Source organism: Streptomyces sp. NPDC031225 (assembly GCF_055570355.1).
Genome location: NZ_JBVIHJ010000001.1, coordinates 88852 through 109443 on the forward strand (window position 1 = coordinate 88852; position 20592 = coordinate 109443).

The window sequence follows — 20592 nt, forward strand, 5'->3', positions numbered from 1 at the left end:
GGCGGCGGGGCCCGACCGGCACTCCCGCGAGCGGGAACCCACCGAGCGGGGTCCCCGCCACGCCACGTACAGCGCATGACCCTACGAGCTGGAGCGTTGCTCGTGTAATGCGGCAGCCTTGCGTGTTCGCGCAAGATCGTTGCGTTCCTCGCGGATGGGCGGGGGTTCGTTGCGCGGGATCCGATCAGAGGAGGTCCTTGACGAGGAAGGTGCACTCCTCGACCCAGTCGTGCAGCACACCCTCGGCGTCCTCGTACGACCAGCGGTCGTGGTAGTCGGTCAGGGGTGCGTATCCGAGCCGTGCGTAGAGCGCCGCCGCGCGAGGGTTGTCCTTCGCGACACCGAGGCCGACGGCCGTGATCCCGCGGGCCAGGGTCAGCTCCTCGGCGGTTCGTACGAGGGCCGTGCCGATTCCCCGCGAGCGGAGCTCCTCGGGCCACACACCGAGTCCGTTGATCTCCGGGCATCCGGGCCGTGCCGCCCGGACCGCGGCGGCGTCACAGCCGGCCCAACGCACCTCCGCGTGTCCGACGGGCCGTTCCGCCAGCCAGGCGACGAGATACGTGCCCTCACCGCGCTCCTGGCGCGCGAACCGACGGGCATGGAAGGAGAGAGCTCCCGACGAACCGATGTACCGGTCGAGCAACTCCACGTCGCCCGCTCCACAGACGGTGATCTCCACGGGCCGACGGTAGCCGCCAGGACATACGCGCGGCCCCCGAATTTCGACGGGGGCCGCGCACCACGGACTCAGCTCCAGCTGGCGTGCAGCGGCTTGCCCTCGGCGTAGCCGGCCGCGCTCTGGATGCCGACGACCGCCTTCTGCGCGAACTCCTCCAGGGAGCCCGCGCCGGCGTAGGTGCACGAGGAGCGGACGCCCGCGATGATCGAGTCGATCAGGTCCTCCACGCCCGGGCGGGCCGGGTCGAGGAACATCCGGGAGGTCGAGATGCCCTCCTCGAAGAGCGCCTTGCGGGCCCGGTCGTACGACGACTCCTCGGACGTGCGGTTGCGCACCGCGCGCGCGGACGCCATGCCGAAGGACTCCTTGTAGAGCCGCCCGCTCGCGTCCTGCTGGAGGTCGCCGGGCGACTCGTAGGTGCCCGCGAACCACGACCCGATCATCACGTTGGACGCACCGGCGGCCAGCGCCATGGCGACGTCGCGCGGGTGGCGGACACCGCCGTCGGCCCAGACGTGCTTGCCGTACTTCTTCGCCTCGGCGGCGCACTCCAGCACGGCCGAGAACTGCGGCCGGCCGACGCCGGTCATCATGCGGGTGGTGCACATGGCGCCGGGTCCGACCCCGACCTTGATGATGTCGGCGCCCGCCTCGACGAGGTCGCGGACACCCTCGGCGGCCACGATGTTGCCGGCGACGATCGGCACCTGGGGGTCGAGCGCCCGGACGGTCCTGATCGCGGTGATCATCGACTCCTGGTGGCCGTGCGCCGTGTCGATGACCAGGGTGTCGACGCCCGCGTCCAGCAGCTGCTTGGCCTTCTCGGCGAAGTCGCCGTTGATGCCCACGGCGGCGGCGATGCGCAGCCTGCCCTGCGCGTCGACGGCCGGGGTGTACAGCGTGGCGCGCAGGGCGCCCTTGCGGGTGAGGATGCCGGCGAGGCGGCCGTCCCGGTCGACGGCGGGGGCGTAACGCCGGTTGGCGGCGTCGAGGCGGTTGAAGGCCTCACGGGGGTCGATGTCCGCGTCGAGGAGCAGCAGATCGCGCGACATGACCTCGGCGAGCTGTGTGAAACGGTCCACCCCGGTCAGGTCCCGGTCGGTGACGACACCGACGGGCCGGCCCTCCTCGTCGACGACCACACCGGCGTTGTGCGCGCGCTTCGGCAGCAGCGCCAGCGCGTCGGCGACGGTCTGCTGCGGGGCCAGCACGATCGGGGTGTCCAGGACGTGGTGGCGGCTCTTCACCCAGGAGACGACCTCGGTGACGACCTCGATCGGGATGTCCTGCGGGATGACCACGAGGCCGCCGCGCCGGGCCATCGTCTCGGCCATGCGGCGACCCGCGATGGCGGTCATGTTGGCGACGACCAGCGGGATGGTGGTGCCCGTGCCGTCCGGGGCGCTGAGGTCCACGCCCTGCCGCGAACCGACCGCGCTGCGGCTCGGGACCATGAAGACGTCGTCGTACGTCAGGTCGTACGGGGGCTGGATGTCGTTGAGGAAACGCACGTGCTGCACATCCCAGTCGATCAGAGGTGGCCCCCGGACAGGTCAGCCAGGGGGAGAGCACGTACTTCATTGTCCCATGTCGGGCAGAATGCCGTACCCGGTGCCATCGTCCAGACAGGTCGAGGACGCCTTGGAAGAACGTCCAAGGCCGCGACGGTACGGGCGTCCGGAGCGGGGAACGGCTTCGAGGACGGCGCCGAAGGCCGGTTCACCGTGGCCGCCGGCGCCACGGCCACGCCGGGCCGCAGGGCGGGCGAACGGACCCTGGACCTCGACGCCGTGAACCACGGCCCGGCCCCGCCTACGGGATCGACGACAAGTCCGGCGCCGCAGGCGTGCCCTCTGACACCGGCCGCCGGATTCCCCGCTCAGTACAGGAAGCGGTGCAGCGGGGCGGACTCGGTCAGCAGCATGGTGACCCGGTGCGCAAGACGCTGCCACGCCTCGTCCTGCGCATAGGTCAGTCTCACGTCGTCGCCGTCGGCCGCTTCCAGCACCGCGAAGAGCGCGGCCGTGTCGGCGTCGGGGGCGAGGTCCACCAGCGAGAGGATCCGCGCGAGCGCGCCGACCAGGGCGACGCCGGTCTTCTCGGGCGAGAGGACGGTGGCGCGCACCGTGGCGACGACGCCCGCCGGGTCGGGAAGGTCCGGCGGTGCCACGAGCATCCCGGACAGCTCCCGCAACAGCGCGTACAGCAGGTCCGTCTGTTCGGTGGGCAGATCGACGATGCGCAGGCCCTCGTGCTCCCAGCGGCCGTTCGGCGTCCACACCCGCGGCCCCCGCGCCACCGCCTCGGCGAGAGTCTCCCGCACACGCCGGAAGGCCGGGAGACCGTCCGTGAGGAGTGCGTGCCCGCCCGCTCCGTCGACGGCTGCGGCCAAGGGCACCAACAAGTGCTCCTCGACCCGGTCGCACTGCGCACCGAGATCGGGGTCGACGACAACGAGGCGAACCGACGTGCGCTGCTCCTGCTGCTCCATGTCCAACACTCTGCCAGCAGCCTCGGACATTCGAGGAGGAGGGCGATGAGCCCGCCGGCGCCCTAGTGGCCGGGCCCGCCGAGTGCCAGCAGCACGGAGAGCGCCGGCGTCCGGTCCACCGCGGTGCCGAAGACCTCGACGGCCGTCTCCCACTCGTCGGCCCGCCCCTCGGCGTACGGCCGCCAGTTCCGTACGACGATCTCCAGCCCTTCCGCGGCCGCGCCCTCGGGCCAGACCGTGTGGTCGCCGAGGGAGTCGGCGAGGGCGTCCCAGTTGCGGCCGAACCAGTCCGGCAGCCCGAGGGCCTCGGCGATGCGGTCCATCAGGCCGGCCTTGTCCGAGACCCCGTCGAGGTCCACCGCGATGCGGGTCATCTCAGTACCGCCCTGAACGAGTCGTAGTGATCATCGGTGTAGTAGATCTCCCCGCCCTGCCCGGTGACGATGCGCCGGGCCCCGCGGTCGCGCGAGCCCGGCGTGGGGACGGTGTACTCGTGGTAGTAGCCGCGCTGGTGTGCGGGCAGCAGCCGCTCGAAGTTCCCGAAGACGGCGCCGTCCTTGGCGTACGGAAAGGGGCCGCCCCTGTCGATGAGGGCGAGGGTCTCCCGGGCCTGCTCGGGAAGCTGCGCCTCCTGGACGGTGGCCGGGCCGTCGGCCCGCGCGGGATCTTCGGTGCCCGCGGACGAACACGCTGTCAGGAAGAGCAGACACAGAAGGACCCGGGAGACGAACCGCAGCAGCATGGTCCCGATGCTGCCACGGCCGCCCCCTGCTTGACTCTCCGTCAAGGCCCGTCGGGGTCCGTCTGACCCTCCGCCAGACCCGTCCGGGTCCGTCCGGCCCTCCGCCAGACCCGTCGAGGCCCGCCTGGCCCTCCGCCAGACCCGTCGAGGCCCGCTTGGCCCTCCGCCAGACCCGTCCGGGTCCGTCCGGCCCCCGTCAGGGACCGTCCGGGTCCGTCCTGTTCAGCGCGGGCTTCGGCGGGGTCCCCGCCGTCATCAGGTAGTCCGCGGCGGAGGTGTCCGTCACCAGGCTGGTGACGAGCCCGGACCGCAGCACCGCGTCGATCGCCGCCGCCTTGCGCTGCCCGCCCGCGATCGCGACGACCTCGGGGACCCGGCGCAACTGGTCGGCCTTGACCGTGATGCACCGCTCACCCAGGTCCCGTCCGACCCGGCGCCCCTCGGCGTCGAAGAGGTGCGCGGACATCTCGGCGGCGACGCCGAGCGAAGCGTAGTGGCCGCGCTCCTCGTCGCTGAGCATGTCGTGCACCGTCGAGATGCCCGGCTCCCAGGAGCCGATGGAGACACAGGCGACCGTGACCTTGTCGAAGTACTCGAAGGCCCGGGCGAGCCCGGTCTGGTTGCGCAGCGCGGCCGCGGTGGCCGCGTCCGGCAGCAGCATCGGCGCGTAGATGGGATGGGCGTCGCCGCCGGACACCTGGGCGGCCCGTCGGACCGCCTCCACCGAACCGCGCTCGGCGGTCCCGGCGTCGTACACACCCGTCAACTGCACCACCGTGCACGGCGGGAGCCGATCGAGGGCGGCCGCCATGTGGATGGTGGAACGGCCCCAGGCAAGGCCCAGCACGTCCCCTTCGTCGACCAGCTCGCCGAGCAGATCGGCGGCCACTTCTCCCAGGTTCTCGGGGTCGGGCGAGTCCTGGGCCTCCGCCGGGGACTCGACCACGACGGCGTGCCTGAGGCCGTAGCGGGCGCGGAGCGCGTCGGAGCGCTCGGCGTCCAGCTCGGCCGGCACGCGGATCTCGATGCGTACGAGATCCCGTTCGAGGGCGGTCTCCAGGACCCGGGCCACCTTGAAGCGGCTGACGCCGAACTCCTCGGCGATCTGGATCTTGGACTTTCCCTCAAGGTAGAAGCGGCGGGCCATGGCCGCCGCCTGCACCAGCTCAGCGGGTCCCATCCGCATGGCTGACCGGCCAGCCGACATACCCGACACGGCGATCTCCTCACTGCTGTTCACACTCTGGATTCGCCGTTCATCCTTGCAGATGCGGCGCACTTGATCAGCCCTGATGAGAGCCGTTCACGTTCCCTTGGTTCAGTGGCCGCATGCCCAGGAGGCCTTGGCCGTCGCCCCCTCGGCTTGGTTGCGCAGTGCACGGACCGCCTCGGCCGGGTCGTTCGCGCCGTACACGGCGGAGCCCGCGACGAAGACGTCGGCGCCTGCGTCCGCGCAGCGCTCGATGGTCTCGGCCGAGACCCCGCCGTCGATCTGGAGCCACAGTTCGAGGCCGTGCTTGGTGATCAACTCGCGGGTGCGGCGAATCTTGGGGAGCATGATGTCGAGGAACGCCTGTCCCCCGAATCCGGGCTCGACCGTCATGATCAGCAGCATGTCGAGCTCGGGGAGCAGGTCCTCGTACGGCTCGATGGGCGTCGCGGGCCGCAGCGCCATGGAGGCCCGGGCGCCCTTGGCCCGGATCTCGCGGGCGAGCCGGACCGGAGCGGCGGCCGCCTCGACATGGAAGGTGACGGACGAGGCCCCCGCCTCTACGTACTGGGGCGCCCACCGATCGGGGGCCTCGATCATCAGATGGCAGTCCAGCGGAGTGTCCGTCGCACGGGCCAGCGACTCTACGACCGGCACACCGAGGGTGAGGTTCGGGACGAAATGGTTGTCCATGACGTCGACGTGGAGCCAGTCGGCTCCTTCCACCGCCTTCGCCTCGTCCGCGAGACGAGCGAAGTCGGCGGACAGGATGCTGGGGTTGATCTGCACGGCCATGCCCCAAGCCTCCCATGCCCGGGCACCAAGAGGCGCGCCGGTCCAGACCTAAGCCGTTCATCGGATGTTGTGAACGAGCCGCGCATGCCATGCTGGGCGGCCGATCGGCTCGACAGATGGCAGCGGGGGTGGCCATGAGCGGCAATCGGGGTATCGCACATCTCGTCTGCGGACGGCGTGCCAAGTGGCTGGTGCTGGCGCTGTGGCTGGTGGTGCTGTTCCTGACGGCGCCTCTCGCCTCCAAGCTCACCGACGCCCAGGACAACGACGCGGCCTCCTGGCTGCCGGGCTCCGCCGAGTCGACCCAAGTCCTGCAGCTGTCCGAGGACTTCAGGCCGGAACAGATCCCGGCGGTCGTCGTCTACGCGCGCGAGAGCGGCCTCACATCGCAGGAACAGGCCGCCATCGCCAGGGACGCCGCCGAGATCAAGCGGCTGACGGCGCACGGCATCCGCGGCTCGGAGATCCGGGGCCCGGTCTACGACCGGCAGAGCGACCCGCGCGCGGCCCAGATCCTCGTCCCGATCACCATGGACGAGAAGGGCTGGGAGGAGATCGCGCCCGCGGTCGACTCCCTCCGTGACGTGGTGGGCAAGGGCGGCGACGGCCTCGCCGTCCACATCACCGGGCCCGGGGGCACCTCCGCGGACTTCTCCAAGGCCTTCGAGGGCATCGACTCGACGCTGCTGCTGTCCGCGATGGCGGTCGTCGTCGTCATGCTGCTCATCACCTTCCGCAGCCCCACCCTGCTCCTGGTCCCGCTGCTCTCGGTGATCGCCGCCCTGTTCACCGCGCAGGCCTTCATCTACCTGCTCGCCCAGCACGCGGGCCTGACCGTCAACGGCCAGAGCGCGGGCATCCTCACGGTGCTCGTCTTCGGCGCGGGGACCGACTACGCCCTGCTGCTGGTGGCCCGCTACCGGGAGGAACTGCACCACCACGAGGACCGCCACGAGGCGATGGCCCTCGCCCTGCACCGCGCGGGCCCCGCGGTGCTCGCCTCCGGCGCGACCGTCGTCCTGAGCATGCTGGTGCTGCTGGCCGCCGAGATGAACTCGACCCGCGGCCTCGGCCCGGTCGCCGCGATCGGTGTCGCGGTCGCTCTGCTGGCGATGACGACCCTGTTCCCGGCCCTGCTGGTGATCTTCGGCCGCTGGATCTTCTGGCCGGCGATCCCCCGCTCCGGTGCGCCCGACCGCATCGACAGCGGCATCTGGGCCCGCACCGGACGCCGTATCGCCCTTCGCCCGCGGCTGGTCTGGGCGGTCACGGCACTGATCCTCGCGATCTGCTCGCTCGGTCTGATCCAGCTGCGTGCCGAGGGCATCGGCAACGCGGACGCGTTCACCGGGAAACCGGACTCGATCGTCGGCCAGGAGGTGTCCGCGAAGTACTTCGCGGCGGGCAGCGGCGACCCCTTGGTCATCGTCAGCGACCAGGCGCAGGCCCGGCAGGTGGGCGAGGCGGTGGCCGGCACCCGCGGGGTGGTGCCCGAGTCCCTCGGCCTGCCCCCGGGCACGAAACCGTCGTACGACGGCAAGGTGCTGTTCGAGGCCACGATGACCGCACCGGCCGACAGCGAGGCCGCGAAACAGACGGTGGAGCGGGTCCGCGACGCCGTCCACGCGGTACCGGACGCCGACGCCCGGGTGGGCGGCGGTACGGCCTCCCTGCTCGACATGGACAAGGCGACCACGCACGACAACATCGTGATCATCCCGCTGGTGCTCGCGGTGGTCCTGCTGATCCTGTGCGCCCTGCTGCGCGCCCTGATCGCCCCACTGCTGCTGATCGGAACGGTGATCCTGTCCTTCGCGGCGGCCCTGGGCATCAGCGCCCTGGCCTTCCGCCACCTGTTCGACTACGCGGGCGAGGCGACCGACTTCCCGCTGTTCGTCTTCGTCTTCCTGGTGGCCCTGGGCATCGACTACAACATCTTCCTGACCACCCGCATCCGCGAGGAGGCCGCCCGCAAGGGCACCCGGCCGGGCGTGGTCACCGCCCTGGCCGCGACCGGCGCGGTCATCACCTCCGCCGGCCTGGTCCTGGCCGGCACCTTCGCAGCCCTGGGCACCCTCCCGATGGTCGCCTTCGCGGAGATCGGCTTCGCGGTGGCGCTTGGCGTCCTGCTCGACACCTTCATCGTGCGGTCGGTACTGGTCACGTCCCTGTTCCTGGACGTGGGTCCAAAGGTGTGGTGGCCCAACGGTCTTGCCAAGGAGGGGGACGAGCCGACCGACCCGGGGGCGCGGGGAACTGAGCGACCGGCCACGACGGCGCAGCAGACGCACGACTAGCCGGTCCTGCGAATCACCGCCAGATACATCGCATCGGTCCCGTGCACATGCGGCCACAACTGGATGTCGGGCCCTTCCCCGAGCTCCGGCACCCCGGGCAACAGGGCCCGCGCATCCACAAGCTCCGCAGCGGGCCACTGCTTGAGCACGTCCTGAACGACGGCCCGCGTCTCCGCGAGATGAGGAGAACAGGTCGCGTACCCCACAACCCCACCCACCCTGACGGAGTCCAACGCGGTGCTCAGCAGATCCCGCTGCAAGGGTCCGAACCCCTCCAGGTCCTCCGGCCGCCGCCGCCACCGCGACTCGGGCCGTCGCCGCAGGGCCCCGAGCCCGGTGCACGGCACATCCATCAACACCCGGTCGAAACTCCCGGGTTGCCACGGCGGCCGGGTCCCGTCAGCGACGATGACCTGATAGGGCCCGGGATTGCCGTCGAGCGCCTTGGCGACCAGCCCGGCGCGATGCGGCTGCTTCTCGGAGGCGAGCAGCGTGGCCCCCCGCTCGGCGGCCAGCGCGGCGAGCAGCGCCGCCTTGCCGCCGGGCCCCGCACAGCCGTCGAGCCACTTCTCGTCCCGCCCGTCGAGGGGCGCGTTGGCCAGGGCCAGCGCGACGAGCTGGCTGCCCTCGTCCTGCACCCCGGCCCGGCCCTCGCGTACCGCGTCGACGGCGCCGGGCTCACCGCCCTCCGCCAGCCGGACGGCGTACGGCGACCAGTTCCCCGGGACCGCGGCTTCCTCGCGCAGCAGTTCCTCGGTGGTGGACCGCCCCGGCCGGGCGACGAGGGTGACCTCGGGGCGCTCGTTGTCGGCCGCCAGCAGCCGCTCGATCCCGGCCCGGCCGCCACCGAGGGAGTCCCACAGCGCGGAGACGATCCAGCGGGGGTGCGAGTGCACGACGGAGAGGTGGTCCTCGGGATCGTCGTCGTAGGGGGGAGCCACTTTCGTGATCCACCCGTCGAGATCGTCCTGTGCGACCTTCCGCAGGACCGCGTTGACGAACTTGGCCCGCCCGTCGCCGAGCACGACCCGCGCGAGTTCCACGGAGGCGGACACCGCGGCGTGCGTCGGGATGCGCGTCCCGAGCAGTTGGTGCACGCCGAGGCTCAGCACGTCGAGCACCGGCGGGTCGACCTCCCGGAGCGGCCGGTCGACACAGGCGGCGATGACGGCGTCGTACGTCCCCTGCCGCCGCAGTGTCCCGTACACGAGCTCGGTGGCGAGGGCCGCGTCCCGCCCGTCGAAGCCGCCCTTCTCCCGCGCCTTGCGCAGCAGCGGCGGCAGGACGAGGTTGGCGTAGGCGTCCCGCTCGTCCACGGCCCGCAGGGCCTCGAAGGCGAGGAAGCGGACGGGGTCCTTCTGGGGCCGCCGGTAGGGCTTGCCGGGCTTACCGGGCCGGCTGGGCTGGTCGCTCACGAAAAAGGTGCTCCGGATGTAAGGACTGGATACGCGCCAAGCGTACGTCCGCCGCAGGCCACGTCACCCGCCGAGGGCCCGGGAGATCCTGAGCCCGGCGTCACGTACCGCGGGCCCCGGCGCTCAGCGAGCCCGGCGGCGGCCCGCGTCACCCGCCGAGCGTCTCCCCGTCCGCGATCCTGACGCCCCGCGCCCAGTCCGCGGCCTTCATCGGCTTCTTCCCCTGCGCCTGTACCCACAGCAGCTCGACGCCGTACGACCCGGTACCGACGTGGACGCTGTTCTTGCCGACGGCGAGCGCGCCGGGGGCGAGGCCGGTCCGGTCGGGCGCGGGCCGGACCTGGACGAGCTTGAGCCGCTCGTCCCGGAAGGTCGTCCAGGCACCGGGCGAGGGGTGGCAGCCGCGCACGACCCGGTCCACCCGCAACGCCGGGGCGGCCCAGTCGACCCGCGCGCCCTCGACGGTGATCTTCGGAGCGACGGTGATGCCCTCGGACGGCTGCGGTACGGCCTTCAGGGTGCCGTCCGCGATCCCGTCCATGGTGGCGGCGAGCAGCCCGGAGCCTGCGAAGGCGAGCCGGGTCAGCAGGTCGCCGCTGGTGTCGGTGGGCCGGATCTCCTCGGTGACGGTGCCGTAGACGGGCCCGGAGTCGAGCCCCTCCTCGATCAGGAAGGTGGAGGCCCCGGTGATCTCGTCGCCCGCCATGATGGAGTGCTGCACGGGAGCGGCCCCACGCCAGGCGGGCAGCAGGGAGAAGTGCAGGTTGACCCAGCCATGGGCGGGGATGTCGAGGGCGACGCGGGGCAGGAGGGCGCCGTAGGCGACGACGGGGCAGCAGTCCGGGGCGATCTCGCGAAGCCGCTCGAGGAACTCCGGGTCCCGCGGCTTGACGGGCTTCAGTACCTCGATCCCCGCCTCCTCGGCCCGCACCGCGACGGGGCTCGCGACCAGCCTGCGCCCCCGCCCGGCCGGCGCGTCCGGCCTCGTGACGACGGCGGCGACCTCGTGCCGCCCGGAGGCGATGAGAGCGTCCAGAGCGGGAACGGCGACCTCGGGGGTACCGGCGAAGACGAGCTTCATGAGGGGGCGGGACCTCTCGCAGAGGGGTGACGTCGGGCAACGCACAAGTCTATGGCGCGGCGCGGCCACCCCCCGAACGGAAACCCGACAGGCGATGCCCGCGCTCCAGGCCAAGGCGCGCATCACCCACCCCCGGCGCACGCATATGCCGGTACGCCCCCATTGCGTGACCAGCGGAGCGTAAACGCGTTGGTCAAGAAAGAGTTGACCACAACGGGCCGCGATGGCGGCCTCGTCCTTTTCACCATCCCTTTCACCGCCGGTTCGAGAGGCTTGTTCATGGCCGACCACGCAACCCACGACGCCCAGGCTCGGGCCAGCCTGCACTTGCTGGTGCGGGACATCGAGCGGGTCCGCAGGCAGGTGGACGCGCTGCGCACCCTGACCGCCCAGTTGGGCAACGTCTACCGCCCGCGCCGCTCCGGCCCCTCCACGGGCTTCGTCGTCTACGGACGCGCCCCCGCACCCACGGTCCGTCTCGCGCAGGAGCTGCGGGACAGTGTCGAGACCCTGGTGACGGCCGCGGTCGACTTCGACCGTTCGCTCGGCTTCTCGTGGGACGCGGTGGGCTCCGCCCTCGGAGTCACCAAGCAGGCGGTCCACCGCCGGTACGGCGCCCGTCGCGCCGCCGCCCAGGCCACCGCCGACGCCGAGCTGAGCACGGAGGCATCGGCGACCCGCACGGTGAGCGTCAACACCGGCATCCCCTCGGTACCGGCGGTCCCCACGGTCCCTGCGGCCCGCTCCATGCCGACCCAGCCCACCGCGGGCAGCTCCGTCCTCCGCGAGGAGGCAAGGTCCACAGCCTTCCCCGGCCCCCGTAACGGCTGACCCCCGCCGCCCCTTCTGCCCTCCCCCGCCGCTCCCCGAGCCGCTCCGGGAGGGCAGACGCATGTCCACCTGCGGGGAACACCCGCCAGGCCGCCTCAGGCCCGCCCCGGGCCAGGACCAGAACCCACGGCCGCCGCCTGCTGCCGGCGGTCCACCACCGGCGGCAGGCGGCCCGTGAGCCGTCGACGGTGATCACCGCCGCCCGGGGCCACCCGCACCGCTCACCCCTCGACCCTCATCCCTCACCCGATGTCAGGCGGATCGATCCGCACCCACACCGCCCCCTCCCCGGCACCCCCGCCCCGCGCCATCCGCGCGGCCTGCGCGGCCTTCAGTGAGGCGGCCAACGCCGCCCCCCTCCCCGGCGGCACCCGCACCAGCACCCGCTCCCACCGCTCCCCGACCGGCGGCGCCCCCACGCGCCGGGGCCCCTGGGCCACCGTGACCGGCAGAGGTACCGGCCCCAACACCTCGGCCTCCTGAGGCAGTTCCACCGCCGCCAGGAACCCGGCGAGGGCCTCCGCCGTCCCGGACACCGCAGCCATCCGTGACACCGGCGGGAACCCCAGCTCGGCCCGCTCCCCCAACTCGCGCACCGCGTGCCCCACGGGATCCCACCGCACCAATGCCTGCACGGGTCGCAACGTGGGCTCGGCGACCACCACAACGGTCCCCCCTGCCTCCTGCGCCCGCACCAGCGCCGCCGCCCCGATCCACCGCCGCAGCGCGTCCTCCCCCGCCCGCAGATCAGGCCGCCCGAGCATCGCCCATCCGTCCAGCAGCAGCGCAGCCGCGTACCCGCCCTCGGCGACCGGCTCGGCTCCCGGCGTGCTCACCACCAGCGCCGGTGCCCCCGGCACCGTGTCCAGCACATGCTCACGCCCCGACGTCCGCACCGGAACGGCCGGGAACGCCCGCCCCAACTCCTCCGCCGTCCGCCGCGCCCCCACGACCTGTGCCCGCAGACGGAACGCCCCGCACTCCGGACAGTGCCAGGCCTCCTCCTCCCGCCCGCACCAACCGCACCGCAGCGCTCCGGCGTCCTGTCCCTCGAGCGGCCCGGCGCAGTGCCGACACCGCGCGGGCTCACGGCAGTTGGCGCAGGCCATCCGCGGCACATATCCCCGTCGCGGCACCTGCACGAGCACCGGCCCGTGCCGCAGGCCCTCCCTGACGGCCTGCCAGGCGAGCGTGGGCAGCCGAGCGGCGCGCGCGGCCTCGTCCCGCGCGAGATCCTGGTCCCCGACGGTCCGCACCAGCGGAGCGACGGCCCGCACCTGCTCCCGAGAGGCGACGAGCGGCCGGGCCCAACCGCTCTCCACAAGCTGCGCAGCCTCGACGGTGCAGCTCCAACTCCCCAGCAGAAAGGCGCACTTGTCCTGCGCGGCCCGCAACAGCAACACCTCACGCGCATGCGGCTGCGGGGCATGCTGCTCGCTGAGGCTGCCGTCGCCGTCGTCCCACAGGGCGACGAGCCCCAGATCCCGCACCGGAGCGAACATGGCCGCCCGGGTCCCCACCACGGCCCGCACGGACCCCCGCCGTACGGCCAGCCACTCCCGGTACCGTTTCTCGGGCCCGGCATCGGCGGTCAGCACCGCGTGCCGCCCCTCCCCCAGCACCGAGGTCAGCGCGGCGTCGACCCGGGCGACGGCCCGCCCGTCCGGAACGACGACCAGCGCGCCACGCCCCGAGGCCAAGGTCGCCGCGACGGCCCGGGCCAGGTCCGCACTCCACTCCGGCCCGGGCAGGGCGTTCCACACCGCGCGGGGAGCGCCCCCCGAGGCCAGCGACTCCAGAAACGCGCCCCCGCGCTCGTACCGCCCCCAGGACCCCACGTCGGGCACTCCCGGCGGCGGCAGGGGGGCGGGCGTGGGCCGCTGCTCGGCCCGGGCACTGCGCGGTGGCACAGCGAGCTGCAGCACATCGGCGAGGCTTCCCGCATACCGGTCGGCGACGGCCCGGGCCAGACCCAGAAGCTCCTCGCTGAGCACCGGTTCGGGTGAGACGACCTGAGCGAGCGCGGCCAGGGGTCCGGAGTAGTCCGACTCGGCGAGCCGCTCGATCAGAAACCCGTCGATCAACCCCCCGCCCTCACGCCGCCCTTCCCGGACCCGTCCGCGGCCGGCCCCGAACCGCACCCGCACCCGCACCCCCGGCTGCGCGTCCGCGTCGAGCTCCTCGGGCACGGCATAGTCGAAGTACCGGTCGAGATGCAGCACTCCCTTGTCGACCAGGACCCGCGCGACCGGCAGTTCCCTGGCCAGCGCGGCCCCCCGCCACGTCCGCGGCTTGGCCTTCGGCGCCTTGGCCCTCCGCACGCTCTCCCGGATGAACGCAAGCTGCTCCGGCGCCCCGGCCCCCTCGGAACGCTCCGCCCCCTCATCCTCGCTGCTCACAGCATCATTGGTACCAGACCCCACTGACAGAGGGCGGGCCCCCGCCGCCGTCATGGGGGCAACCTTCGCAACGAGGCCCGGCCAGGTGACGACCGGTCAGCCCCTGTACGGCCGACCGCGCCCCGGTGAGTGCCTGTGCGGTTCGGTCCGGACGGCCCACGTCCAGCGGCTGCCCGGTGACGGCGAGCGAGCTGCCGGAACGCCCGAGGCCCGGCCCCCCATGGGGGCCGGGCCTCGTACGGAGCAGGTGCCGCTTACAGTCCGGCGGCCTTGCGCAGCGCGTCGACGCGGTTCGTCTTCTCCCACGTGAACTCGGGCAGCTCGCGGCCGAAGTGGCCGTACGCCGCCGTCAGGGAGTAGATCGGGCGCAGCAGGTCGAGGTCGCGGATGATCGCGGCCGGGCGGAGGTCGAAGACCTCGTCGATGGCCTTCTCGATCAGGTCGGCGTCGACCTTGGCGGTACCGAAGGTCTCCACGAACAGACCCACCGGCTCGGCCTTGCCGATCGCGTACGCGACCTGGACCTCGCAACGGGAGGCGAGACCCGCGGCGACGACGTTCTTGGCGACCCAGCGCATCGCGTACGCCGCCGAACGGTCCACCTTGGACGGGTCCTTGCCGGAGAACGCGCCGCCACCGTGGCGGGCCATGCCGCCGTAGGTGTCGATGATGATCTTCCGGCCGGTCAGACCCGCGTCGCCCATCGGGCCGCCGATCTCGAAACGGCCGGTCGGGTTCACCAGGAGACGGTAGTTGTCCGTGTCCAGCTTGATGCCCTCGTCCAGGAGCGCCTTGAGCTCCGCCTCCACGACGAACTCGCGGATGTCGGGGGCCAGCAGCGACTCCAGGTCGATGTCCGACGCGTGCTGCGAGGAGACCACGACCGTGTCGAGGCGGACGGCCTTGTCGCCGTCGTACTCGATGGTGACCTGCGTCTTGCCGTCCGGGCGCAGGTAGGGGATGGTGCCGTTCTTGCGGACCTCGGACAGGCGCTTCGCCAGGCGGTGCGCCAGGAAGATCGGCAGCGGCATCAGGGTGGGGGTCTCGTCGGTCGCGTAACCGAACATCAGGCCCTGGTCACCGGCGCCCTGCTTGTCCAGCTCGTCCTCGTCGCCCTCGACCCGCTTCTCGTACGCCGTGTCGACGCCCTGAGCGATGTCGGGGGACTGGGCGCCGATGGACACCGAGACGCCGCAGGAGGCGCCGTCGAAGCCCTTCTTGGAGGAGTCGTAGCCGATTTCGAGGATCTTGTCGCGCACCAGCTGGGCGATCGGCGCGTAGGTCTTGGTGGTGACCTCACCGGCCACATGCACCAGACCGGTGGTGATCAGGGTCTCGACGGCGACCCGTGAGGTCGGGTCCTCCTTGAGGAGCGCGTCGAGGATGGTGTCACTGATCTGGTCAGCGATCTTGTCGGGGTGGCCCTCGGTCACGGACTCCGAGGTGAACAGGCGACGGGACACAACGCTCCCTGGGGTTGCAGCGGCTGCTGGCTGATCATTGGCGGACGGGCTCGGGGGCTGCGCCCGGCATCGTCCGAGAACAGTTTATCGGTCGCACTCGGCCACAGGCCCACCTGTCTCGCCGATCGGGAGTGCTGTGACCTGCGGCACGGGCATTGTGCCCAATTCCGAGAGCGCTTGGCCAGGGGCGCCACGCCTTTGCGACGGTGGTTCGAGTGGTTCGCGAGGCCCGCGAACCGGACGGGACACTCAGCCGAGACGCCGCGCGACCAGGTCCCAGACGATGTCGGCGAGGGACTCCTTCGGTCCGTACGGCACCGGCGTCTCGCTGCCGTCGGCGCCCAGCACCACCGCTTCGTTCTCCTCGGACCCGAAGGTCTTGCGCTCGCCCACCTCGTTGACGACGAGCAGGTCGCAGCCCTTGCGCTGCAGCTTCGTCCGGGCGTTGGCGAGGACGTCGTCGGTCTCGGCGGCGAAACCGACGATCACCTGGCCGGGGCGGGCGCGCTCGGCCGAGATCTCGGCCAGGACGTCCGGATTCCGCACCAGGACGACGGGCTCGGGGTCCTGTCCGTCCCTCTTCTTGATCTTTCCGGCCGCGTAGGTCTGCGGGCGGAAGTCGGCGACCGCAGCCGCCATGACGACCGCGTCGGCGTCGGCCGCCGCCTTCAGGACCGCCTCACGCAGCTGTACGGCGGTCCCCACCGGGACGACGTCCACGCCGGCCGGGTCGGGCAAACCGGTGTTCGCCGCGACCAGCGTGACCCGGGCGCCGCGCGCGGCCGCGGTGCGGGCGAGGGCGTACCCCTGCTTGCCGGAGGAGCGGTTGCCGAGGAAACGGACCGGGTCGAGGGGCTCGCGGGTGCCGCCGGCGCTGACGACGACATGCCGGCCCTTGAGGTCGGGCCCGGTGACGCCCCGGGCCAGCACACGGCGGCAGACCTCGAAGATCTCGGCGGGTTCCGGCAGCCGTCCCTTGCCGGTGTCGACTCCGGTCAGACGGCCGACAGCCGGTTCGATCACGAGGGTGCCGCGGCAGCGCAGTGTCGCCACGTTCTCCTGGGTGGCCGGGTGTTCCCACATCTCGGTGTGCATGGCGGGTGCGAAGACGACAGGACAGCGGGCCGTGAGGAGTGTGTTGGTGAGCAGGTCGTCCGCGAGGCCGTGAGCCGCCTTGGCGAGCATGTCGGCCGTGGCCGGGGCGACGACGACCAGGTCGGCGTGCTGCCCGATGCGGACGTGCGGGACCTCGTGGACGTCGTCCCACACCTCGGTCGAGACCGGCTTGCCGGAGAGGGCGGACCAGGTGGCCGCGCCCACGAAGTGCAGCGCGGAGGCGGTGGGGACGACGCGTACGTCGTGGCCGGACTCCGTGAGCCTTCTCAGCAGCTCGCAGGCCTTGTACGCGGCGATGCCCCCGCTGACGCCCAGCACGACCTTCGGCTTGTCCACCGTCTCTCCCCAGTTCGGCAACGTACGGGTCCATCACACACCACAGGCCCGACAGTCGCGCTGTCGGGCCTGTGGATAAGTCAGCAAAAAGCTGAAAGTACTACTGCGCCGGGCCCTCAATGGCCTCGGACGTCAGCAGACCCGCGTTGATCTCACGGAGGGAGATCGAGAGCGGCTTCTCGTGGACATGGGTGTCCACGAGCGGACCGACGTACTCGAGGAGGCCCTCGCCGAGCTGCGAGTAGTACGCGTTGATCTGGCGGGCCCGCTTGGCCGCGTAGATCACGAGGCTGTACTTCGAGTCGGTTGCCTCGAGGAGCTCGTCGATCGGCGGGTTGATGATGCCCTCGGGCGCGGAGATGGAAGAGGACACGCTCTACCTTCCGATGGATGGGAAAGATTCAGTGTGAACGATCGAAAACGATCACACAACGTCCATCAAGGCTAGCAGCTCGCGCGCCACGTCCTCGACGGAGGTGTTGACCAAGGTCACATCGAACTCGGGTTCAGCCGCCAGTTCGACCTTCGCCGCCTCCAGGCGGCGTTCGATCACCTCGGGCGGCTCGGTGCCGCGTCCGGTGAGCCTGCGCACGAGCTCCTCCCAGGAGGGCGGAGCCAGGAACACCAGCTGGGCGTCCGTCATGGACTCACGGACCTGCCGGGCACCCTGGAGGTCGATCTCCAGGAGGACGGGCTCACCCGCCTCCAGCCGCTCCAGCACGGCCGCACGCGGCGTGCCGTAGCGGTTGCCGGCGAACTCCGCCCATTCCAGCAGCTCCCCGTTGGCGATCAGCTTGTCCATCTCCTCGTCGGTGACGAAGAAGTAGTGGACGCCGTGCTTCTCGCCGGGGCGCGGCCTGCGGGTCGTCGCCGACACCGAGAGCCAGACCTCGGGGTGTTCCTTGCGCATATGAGCGACGACCGTGCTCTTGCCGACCCCTGAGGGGCCGGAGAGCACGGTCAGCCGCGGACGTACGTCCGGGGGCTCGGGGGTCGTCCCCCGGAATGTTGCAGCCATGCAGCGATTATTCCAGCAATCCCGGAGTGCCCGGGACTCCCTCCCCCGGAGAGCGCCGGTTCAGGAACCGGTGCTGCCGAACTCACGCTCCAGAGAAGCGATCTGGTTGGAGCCGAGGCCGCGTACACGGCGGCTCTCGGAGATGCCGAGTCGCTCCATGATCTGCTTGGCGCGGACCTTGCCCACGCCAGGCAGCGACTCGAGCAGCGCGGAGACCTTCATCTTGCCGATGACGTCGTTCTCCTGGCCCTGCTTGATGACCTCGTGCAGGGAGGCGCCGGAGTGCTTGAGTCGATTCTTGACCTCGGCCCGCTCCCGGCGAGCCGCGGCGGCCTTTTCGAGCGCGGCTGCGCGCTGTTCAGGGGTAAGGGGCGGAAGAGCCACGCCTACGTCACCTCGGATGTCGAACTGTCGGATACGGACCGGTGAGGAACCTAGTCGCCCCACACCTGGGGAGGCGCGAGCAACACGCTTGCCCGCTCTCCCCCACTACCTAAAGGGTGTGGAGGGGGTGCCCCCACCCGTCGGAGACTAGCGGCCAAGTCCGCCAGAGTCAGCGAGAACAGCGGAAAAGTCCTGGTCAGCCTGCGCCAGGTCGGACATTCCCGACATAATGCCCCGGATTTGAGAATGTATTCAGACTCAAGCGGGTCTCGAACCACTCGTCGGAGGACTCGAACGCAGGCATCGAACATCCGCGACGACCGTCGCGAACACCTCCTGGGCCCGTTCCCGACGGACGTCACGTGACCGATGTCTCATCCCGTCGGCAGCGCGGACCGGATCTCCTGTGCGAACCGGTCGGCGGACGCGCGCAGCGCACCGACGTCGGGACCATGCCTCAGTACTCCCCGGCTGACGTTCGGGACGACATTGCTGATCGCCGCCCCGAAGACCCCCGGAAGGTCGGCCGGCGTGGCCCCCTGGGCGCCCACGCCGGGTGCGAGGAGGGGACCGTTGATGTCCAGGTCGTAGGACGACAGATCGCCGAGCGTGGCCCCGACGACGGCGCCGAAGGACCCCAGGGGCTCCTCATCCGCGTTCTCGGCGGCCAGATGGGCCAGCATGGTCGCTCCGACGTTCCGGCCGTCCGCGCGGACGGCGTGCTGGACCTCGCCGCCCTCCGGGTTGGAGGTCAGCGCGAGCACGAACAGGCCCGAACCGCTCTCGCGCGCCAGCGCGATCGCCGGTGAGAGCGAGCCGTAGCCGAGATACGGCGACACGGTCAGCGCGTCCGAGAACAGCGGGGAGTCCTTGTGCAGGAAGGCCTCCGCGTACGCGGCCATGGTCGAGCCGATGTCGCCGCGCTTGGCGTCCATGAGGACGAGCGCACCGGCCGCCCTGGCCTCCTGGACGGTCGTCTCCAGCACGGCGACGCCGCGCGAGCCGAAGCGCTCGAAGAACGCGCTCTGGGGCTTGAAGACGGCGACGCGGTCGGACAGCGCCTCGACCACCGTGCGGCTGAAGCGCTCCAGACCGGCCACGTCGTCGTTCAGGCCCCACTCGGTGAGCAGCGAGGCGTGCGGGTCGATGCCCACGCACAGCGGGCCGCGCTCGTCCATGGCATGACGCAGACGCGCGCCGAAGGGCTCATTCATACCGTCTTCCTCACGTCGGCGCCGACCGCGTCGGCGAGGGTGGCGTACGGGCTCGTGCGCAGGCGTGCGGCAAGGCCCTTGTGCACGGCGCGGGCCCAGAAGGGACCCTCGTAGACGAACGCGCTGTAGCCCTGGACCAACGTGGCACCCGCCAGGATGCGCTGCCAGGCGTCCTCGGAGTTCTCCACACCCCCGACGCCCACCAGGGTGATCCGGTCGCCCACGCGTGCGTACAGGCGCCTGAGGACCTCCAGGGAGCGCTCCTTGAGGGGTGCTCCGGAAAGGCCGCCGGTCTCCTTCACCAAGGAGGCCTCGGACCTCAGGCCTTCGCGCCCGATGGTGGTGTTGGTGGCGATGATGCCGTCCAGTCCGAGCTCGACGGCCAGGTCGGCAACCGCGTCCACGTCCTCGTCGGCGAGGTCCGGCGCGATCTTCACCAGCAGCGGGACACGGCGGTGCGCGACGATCCGGTCGGCTGCCTCGCGGACGGCCGTCAGGAGCGGGCGCAGCTGGTCGACCGCCTGGAGGCTGCGCAGGCCGGGTGTGTTGGGCGACGACACGTTCACGACCAGGTAGTCGGCGTACGGCGCCAGCCGCTCCGCGGACTTCACGTAGTCGCCGGTCGCCTCGGCCTCGGGGACGGCCTTGGTCTTGCCGATGTTGACGCCCACGACGGTCCTGAAGACCGGCTCACGGGAGGCCAGACGGGCCGCCACGGTCAGCGAGCCCTCGTTGTTGAAGCCCATGCGGTTGATGAGCGCGCGGTCCTGCACGAGCCGGAACAGCCGTTTCCCGGGGTTGCCCGGCTGGGCCTCCCCCGTCACCGTGCCGATCTCGATGTGGTCGAAGCCGAGCATGGCCATGCCGTCGACGGCTACCGCGTTCTTGTCGAAGCCGGCGGCGAGCCCGAAGGGGCCGTGCATGCGCAGCCCGAAGGCCTCGGTGCGCAGTTCCTTGTGGCGGGGCGCGAGGGCGGCCGCGACGAAGGTGCGCAGCACGGGGACGCGGACGGCGAGCCGGATCCAGCGGAAGGCGAGGTGGTGGGCCTGCTCGGGGTCCATCCGCCGGAAGACCAGACGGAAGAAGAGCTTGTACATGTCGGTGTCCTCACGAAGAGG

The 20592-nt window shown here is 71.6% G+C and carries 19 protein-coding genes; 2 read left to right on the forward strand and 17 right to left on the reverse strand.

Going from position 1 to position 20592, the window contains the following annotated elements:
• Window positions 1-184: 184 nt before the first annotated feature.
• From ACZ48Z_RS00395 to rpe, 7 genes are all read right to left on the reverse strand, one after another.
• Window positions 185-682 carry a GNAT family N-acetyltransferase gene (locus ACZ48Z_RS00395; protein ID WP_468733559.1) on the reverse strand — a complete coding sequence of 166 codons (498 nt, stop codon included), beginning with the start codon at window positions 680-682 and terminating at the stop codon, window positions 185-187.
• A gap of 68 nt (window positions 683-750) precedes the next feature.
• On the reverse strand, window positions 751-2193 hold the full coding sequence (locus ACZ48Z_RS00400; RefSeq protein ID WP_468733984.1) for a GuaB1 family IMP dehydrogenase-related protein: 1443 nt from the start codon (window positions 2191-2193) through the stop codon (window positions 751-753).
• 368 nt (window positions 2194-2561) lie between these two features.
• On the reverse strand, window positions 2562-3173 hold the full coding sequence (locus tag ACZ48Z_RS00405; protein ID WP_468733560.1) for a hypothetical protein: 612 nt from the start codon (window positions 3171-3173) through the stop codon (window positions 2562-2564).
• Between the two features lie 62 nt (window positions 3174-3235).
• A complete protein-coding gene (locus tag ACZ48Z_RS00410; protein WP_468733561.1) occupies window positions 3236-3547 on the reverse strand; it encodes a barstar family protein in 312 nt (103 codons plus the stop codon).
• On the reverse strand, window positions 3544-3915 hold the full coding sequence (locus ACZ48Z_RS00415; RefSeq protein ID WP_468733562.1) for a guanyl-specific ribonuclease: 372 nt from the start codon (window positions 3913-3915) through the stop codon (window positions 3544-3546). Before ACZ48Z_RS00415 ends, ACZ48Z_RS00410 begins: the two co-directional genes overlap by 4 nt.
• A 196-nt stretch (window positions 3916-4111) precedes the next feature.
• Window positions 4112-5155 (reverse strand): sugar-binding transcriptional regulator, encoded by a 1044-nt coding sequence (locus ACZ48Z_RS00420; RefSeq protein WP_468733563.1) that lies wholly within the window; start codon window positions 5153-5155, stop codon window positions 4112-4114.
• Between the two features lie 78 nt (window positions 5156-5233).
• On the reverse strand, window positions 5234-5920 hold the full coding sequence (rpe, locus tag ACZ48Z_RS00425; RefSeq protein ID WP_468733564.1) for a ribulose-phosphate 3-epimerase: 687 nt from the start codon (window positions 5918-5920) through the stop codon (window positions 5234-5236).
• A gap of 134 nt (window positions 5921-6054) precedes the next feature.
• On the opposite strand from rpe, the gene ACZ48Z_RS00430 reads away from it, so the two are divergent.
• Entirely contained in the window at window positions 6055-8217 is a 2163-nt protein-coding gene (locus ACZ48Z_RS00430) for an MMPL family transporter (RefSeq protein ID WP_468733565.1), read from the forward strand.
• Here the strand turns inward: ACZ48Z_RS00430 and ACZ48Z_RS00435 are convergent.
• Window positions 8214-9632, reverse strand: a complete 1419-nt coding sequence (locus ACZ48Z_RS00435; protein WP_468733566.1) for an RsmB/NOP family class I SAM-dependent RNA methyltransferase — start codon at window positions 9630-9632, stop codon at window positions 8214-8216. The genes ACZ48Z_RS00430 and ACZ48Z_RS00435 overlap by 4 nt on opposite strands.
• Window positions 9633-9780: 148 nt before the next feature.
• Window positions 9781-10713 (reverse strand): methionyl-tRNA formyltransferase, encoded by a 933-nt coding sequence (gene fmt / locus ACZ48Z_RS00440; RefSeq protein ID WP_468733567.1) that lies wholly within the window; start codon window positions 10711-10713, stop codon window positions 9781-9783.
• Between the two features lie 279 nt (window positions 10714-10992).
• Between fmt and ACZ48Z_RS00445 the strand changes: the two genes are divergently transcribed.
• On the forward strand, window positions 10993-11544 hold the full coding sequence (locus ACZ48Z_RS00445; protein WP_468733568.1) for a hypothetical protein: 552 nt from the start codon (window positions 10993-10995) through the stop codon (window positions 11542-11544).
• A 242-nt stretch (window positions 11545-11786) separates the two neighbouring features.
• Here ACZ48Z_RS00445 and ACZ48Z_RS00450 read toward each other — a convergent pair whose 3' ends face one another.
• The 8 genes from ACZ48Z_RS00450 to ACZ48Z_RS00485 form a co-directional block, all read right to left on the reverse strand.
• Window positions 11787-13943, reverse strand: a complete 2157-nt coding sequence (locus ACZ48Z_RS00450) for a primosomal protein N' (RefSeq protein ID WP_468733569.1) — start codon at window positions 13941-13943, stop codon at window positions 11787-11789.
• A gap of 254 nt (window positions 13944-14197) precedes the next feature.
• Window positions 14198-15406 carry a methionine adenosyltransferase gene (gene metK / locus ACZ48Z_RS00455; RefSeq protein ID WP_468733570.1) on the reverse strand — a complete coding sequence of 403 codons (1209 nt, stop codon included), beginning with the start codon at window positions 15404-15406 and terminating at the stop codon, window positions 14198-14200.
• 249 nt (window positions 15407-15655) lie between these two features.
• A complete protein-coding gene (gene coaBC, locus ACZ48Z_RS00460; RefSeq protein WP_468733571.1) occupies window positions 15656-16858 on the reverse strand; it encodes a bifunctional phosphopantothenoylcysteine decarboxylase/phosphopantothenate--cysteine ligase CoaBC in 1203 nt (400 codons plus the stop codon).
• Between the two features lie 100 nt (window positions 16859-16958).
• The gene (rpoZ, locus tag ACZ48Z_RS00465) at window positions 16959-17231 is read right to left on the reverse strand and encodes a DNA-directed RNA polymerase subunit omega (RefSeq protein ID WP_067025681.1); all 273 of its coding nucleotides are present in this window, start codon (window positions 17229-17231) and stop codon (window positions 16959-16961) included.
• A gap of 51 nt (window positions 17232-17282) precedes the next feature.
• Window positions 17283-17876, reverse strand: a complete 594-nt coding sequence (gene gmk / locus ACZ48Z_RS00470) for a guanylate kinase (RefSeq protein ID WP_468733572.1) — start codon at window positions 17874-17876, stop codon at window positions 17283-17285.
• Window positions 17877-17936: 60 nt separating this feature from the next.
• Window positions 17937-18260: an integration host factor gene (locus tag ACZ48Z_RS00475; protein WP_003977346.1), complete on the reverse strand. Its 324-nt coding sequence runs from the start codon at window positions 18258-18260 to the stop codon at window positions 17937-17939.
• Window positions 18261-18634: 374 nt separating this feature from the next.
• Window positions 18635-19474: an orotidine-5'-phosphate decarboxylase gene (gene pyrF, locus ACZ48Z_RS00480; RefSeq protein WP_468733573.1), complete on the reverse strand. Its 840-nt coding sequence runs from the start codon at window positions 19472-19474 to the stop codon at window positions 18635-18637.
• Window positions 19471-20571 carry a quinone-dependent dihydroorotate dehydrogenase gene (locus ACZ48Z_RS00485; RefSeq protein WP_468733574.1) on the reverse strand — a complete coding sequence of 367 codons (1101 nt, stop codon included), beginning with the start codon at window positions 20569-20571 and terminating at the stop codon, window positions 19471-19473. The genes pyrF and ACZ48Z_RS00485 overlap by 4 nt, the downstream gene beginning before the upstream one ends.
• Window positions 20572-20592 lie beyond the last annotated feature (21 nt).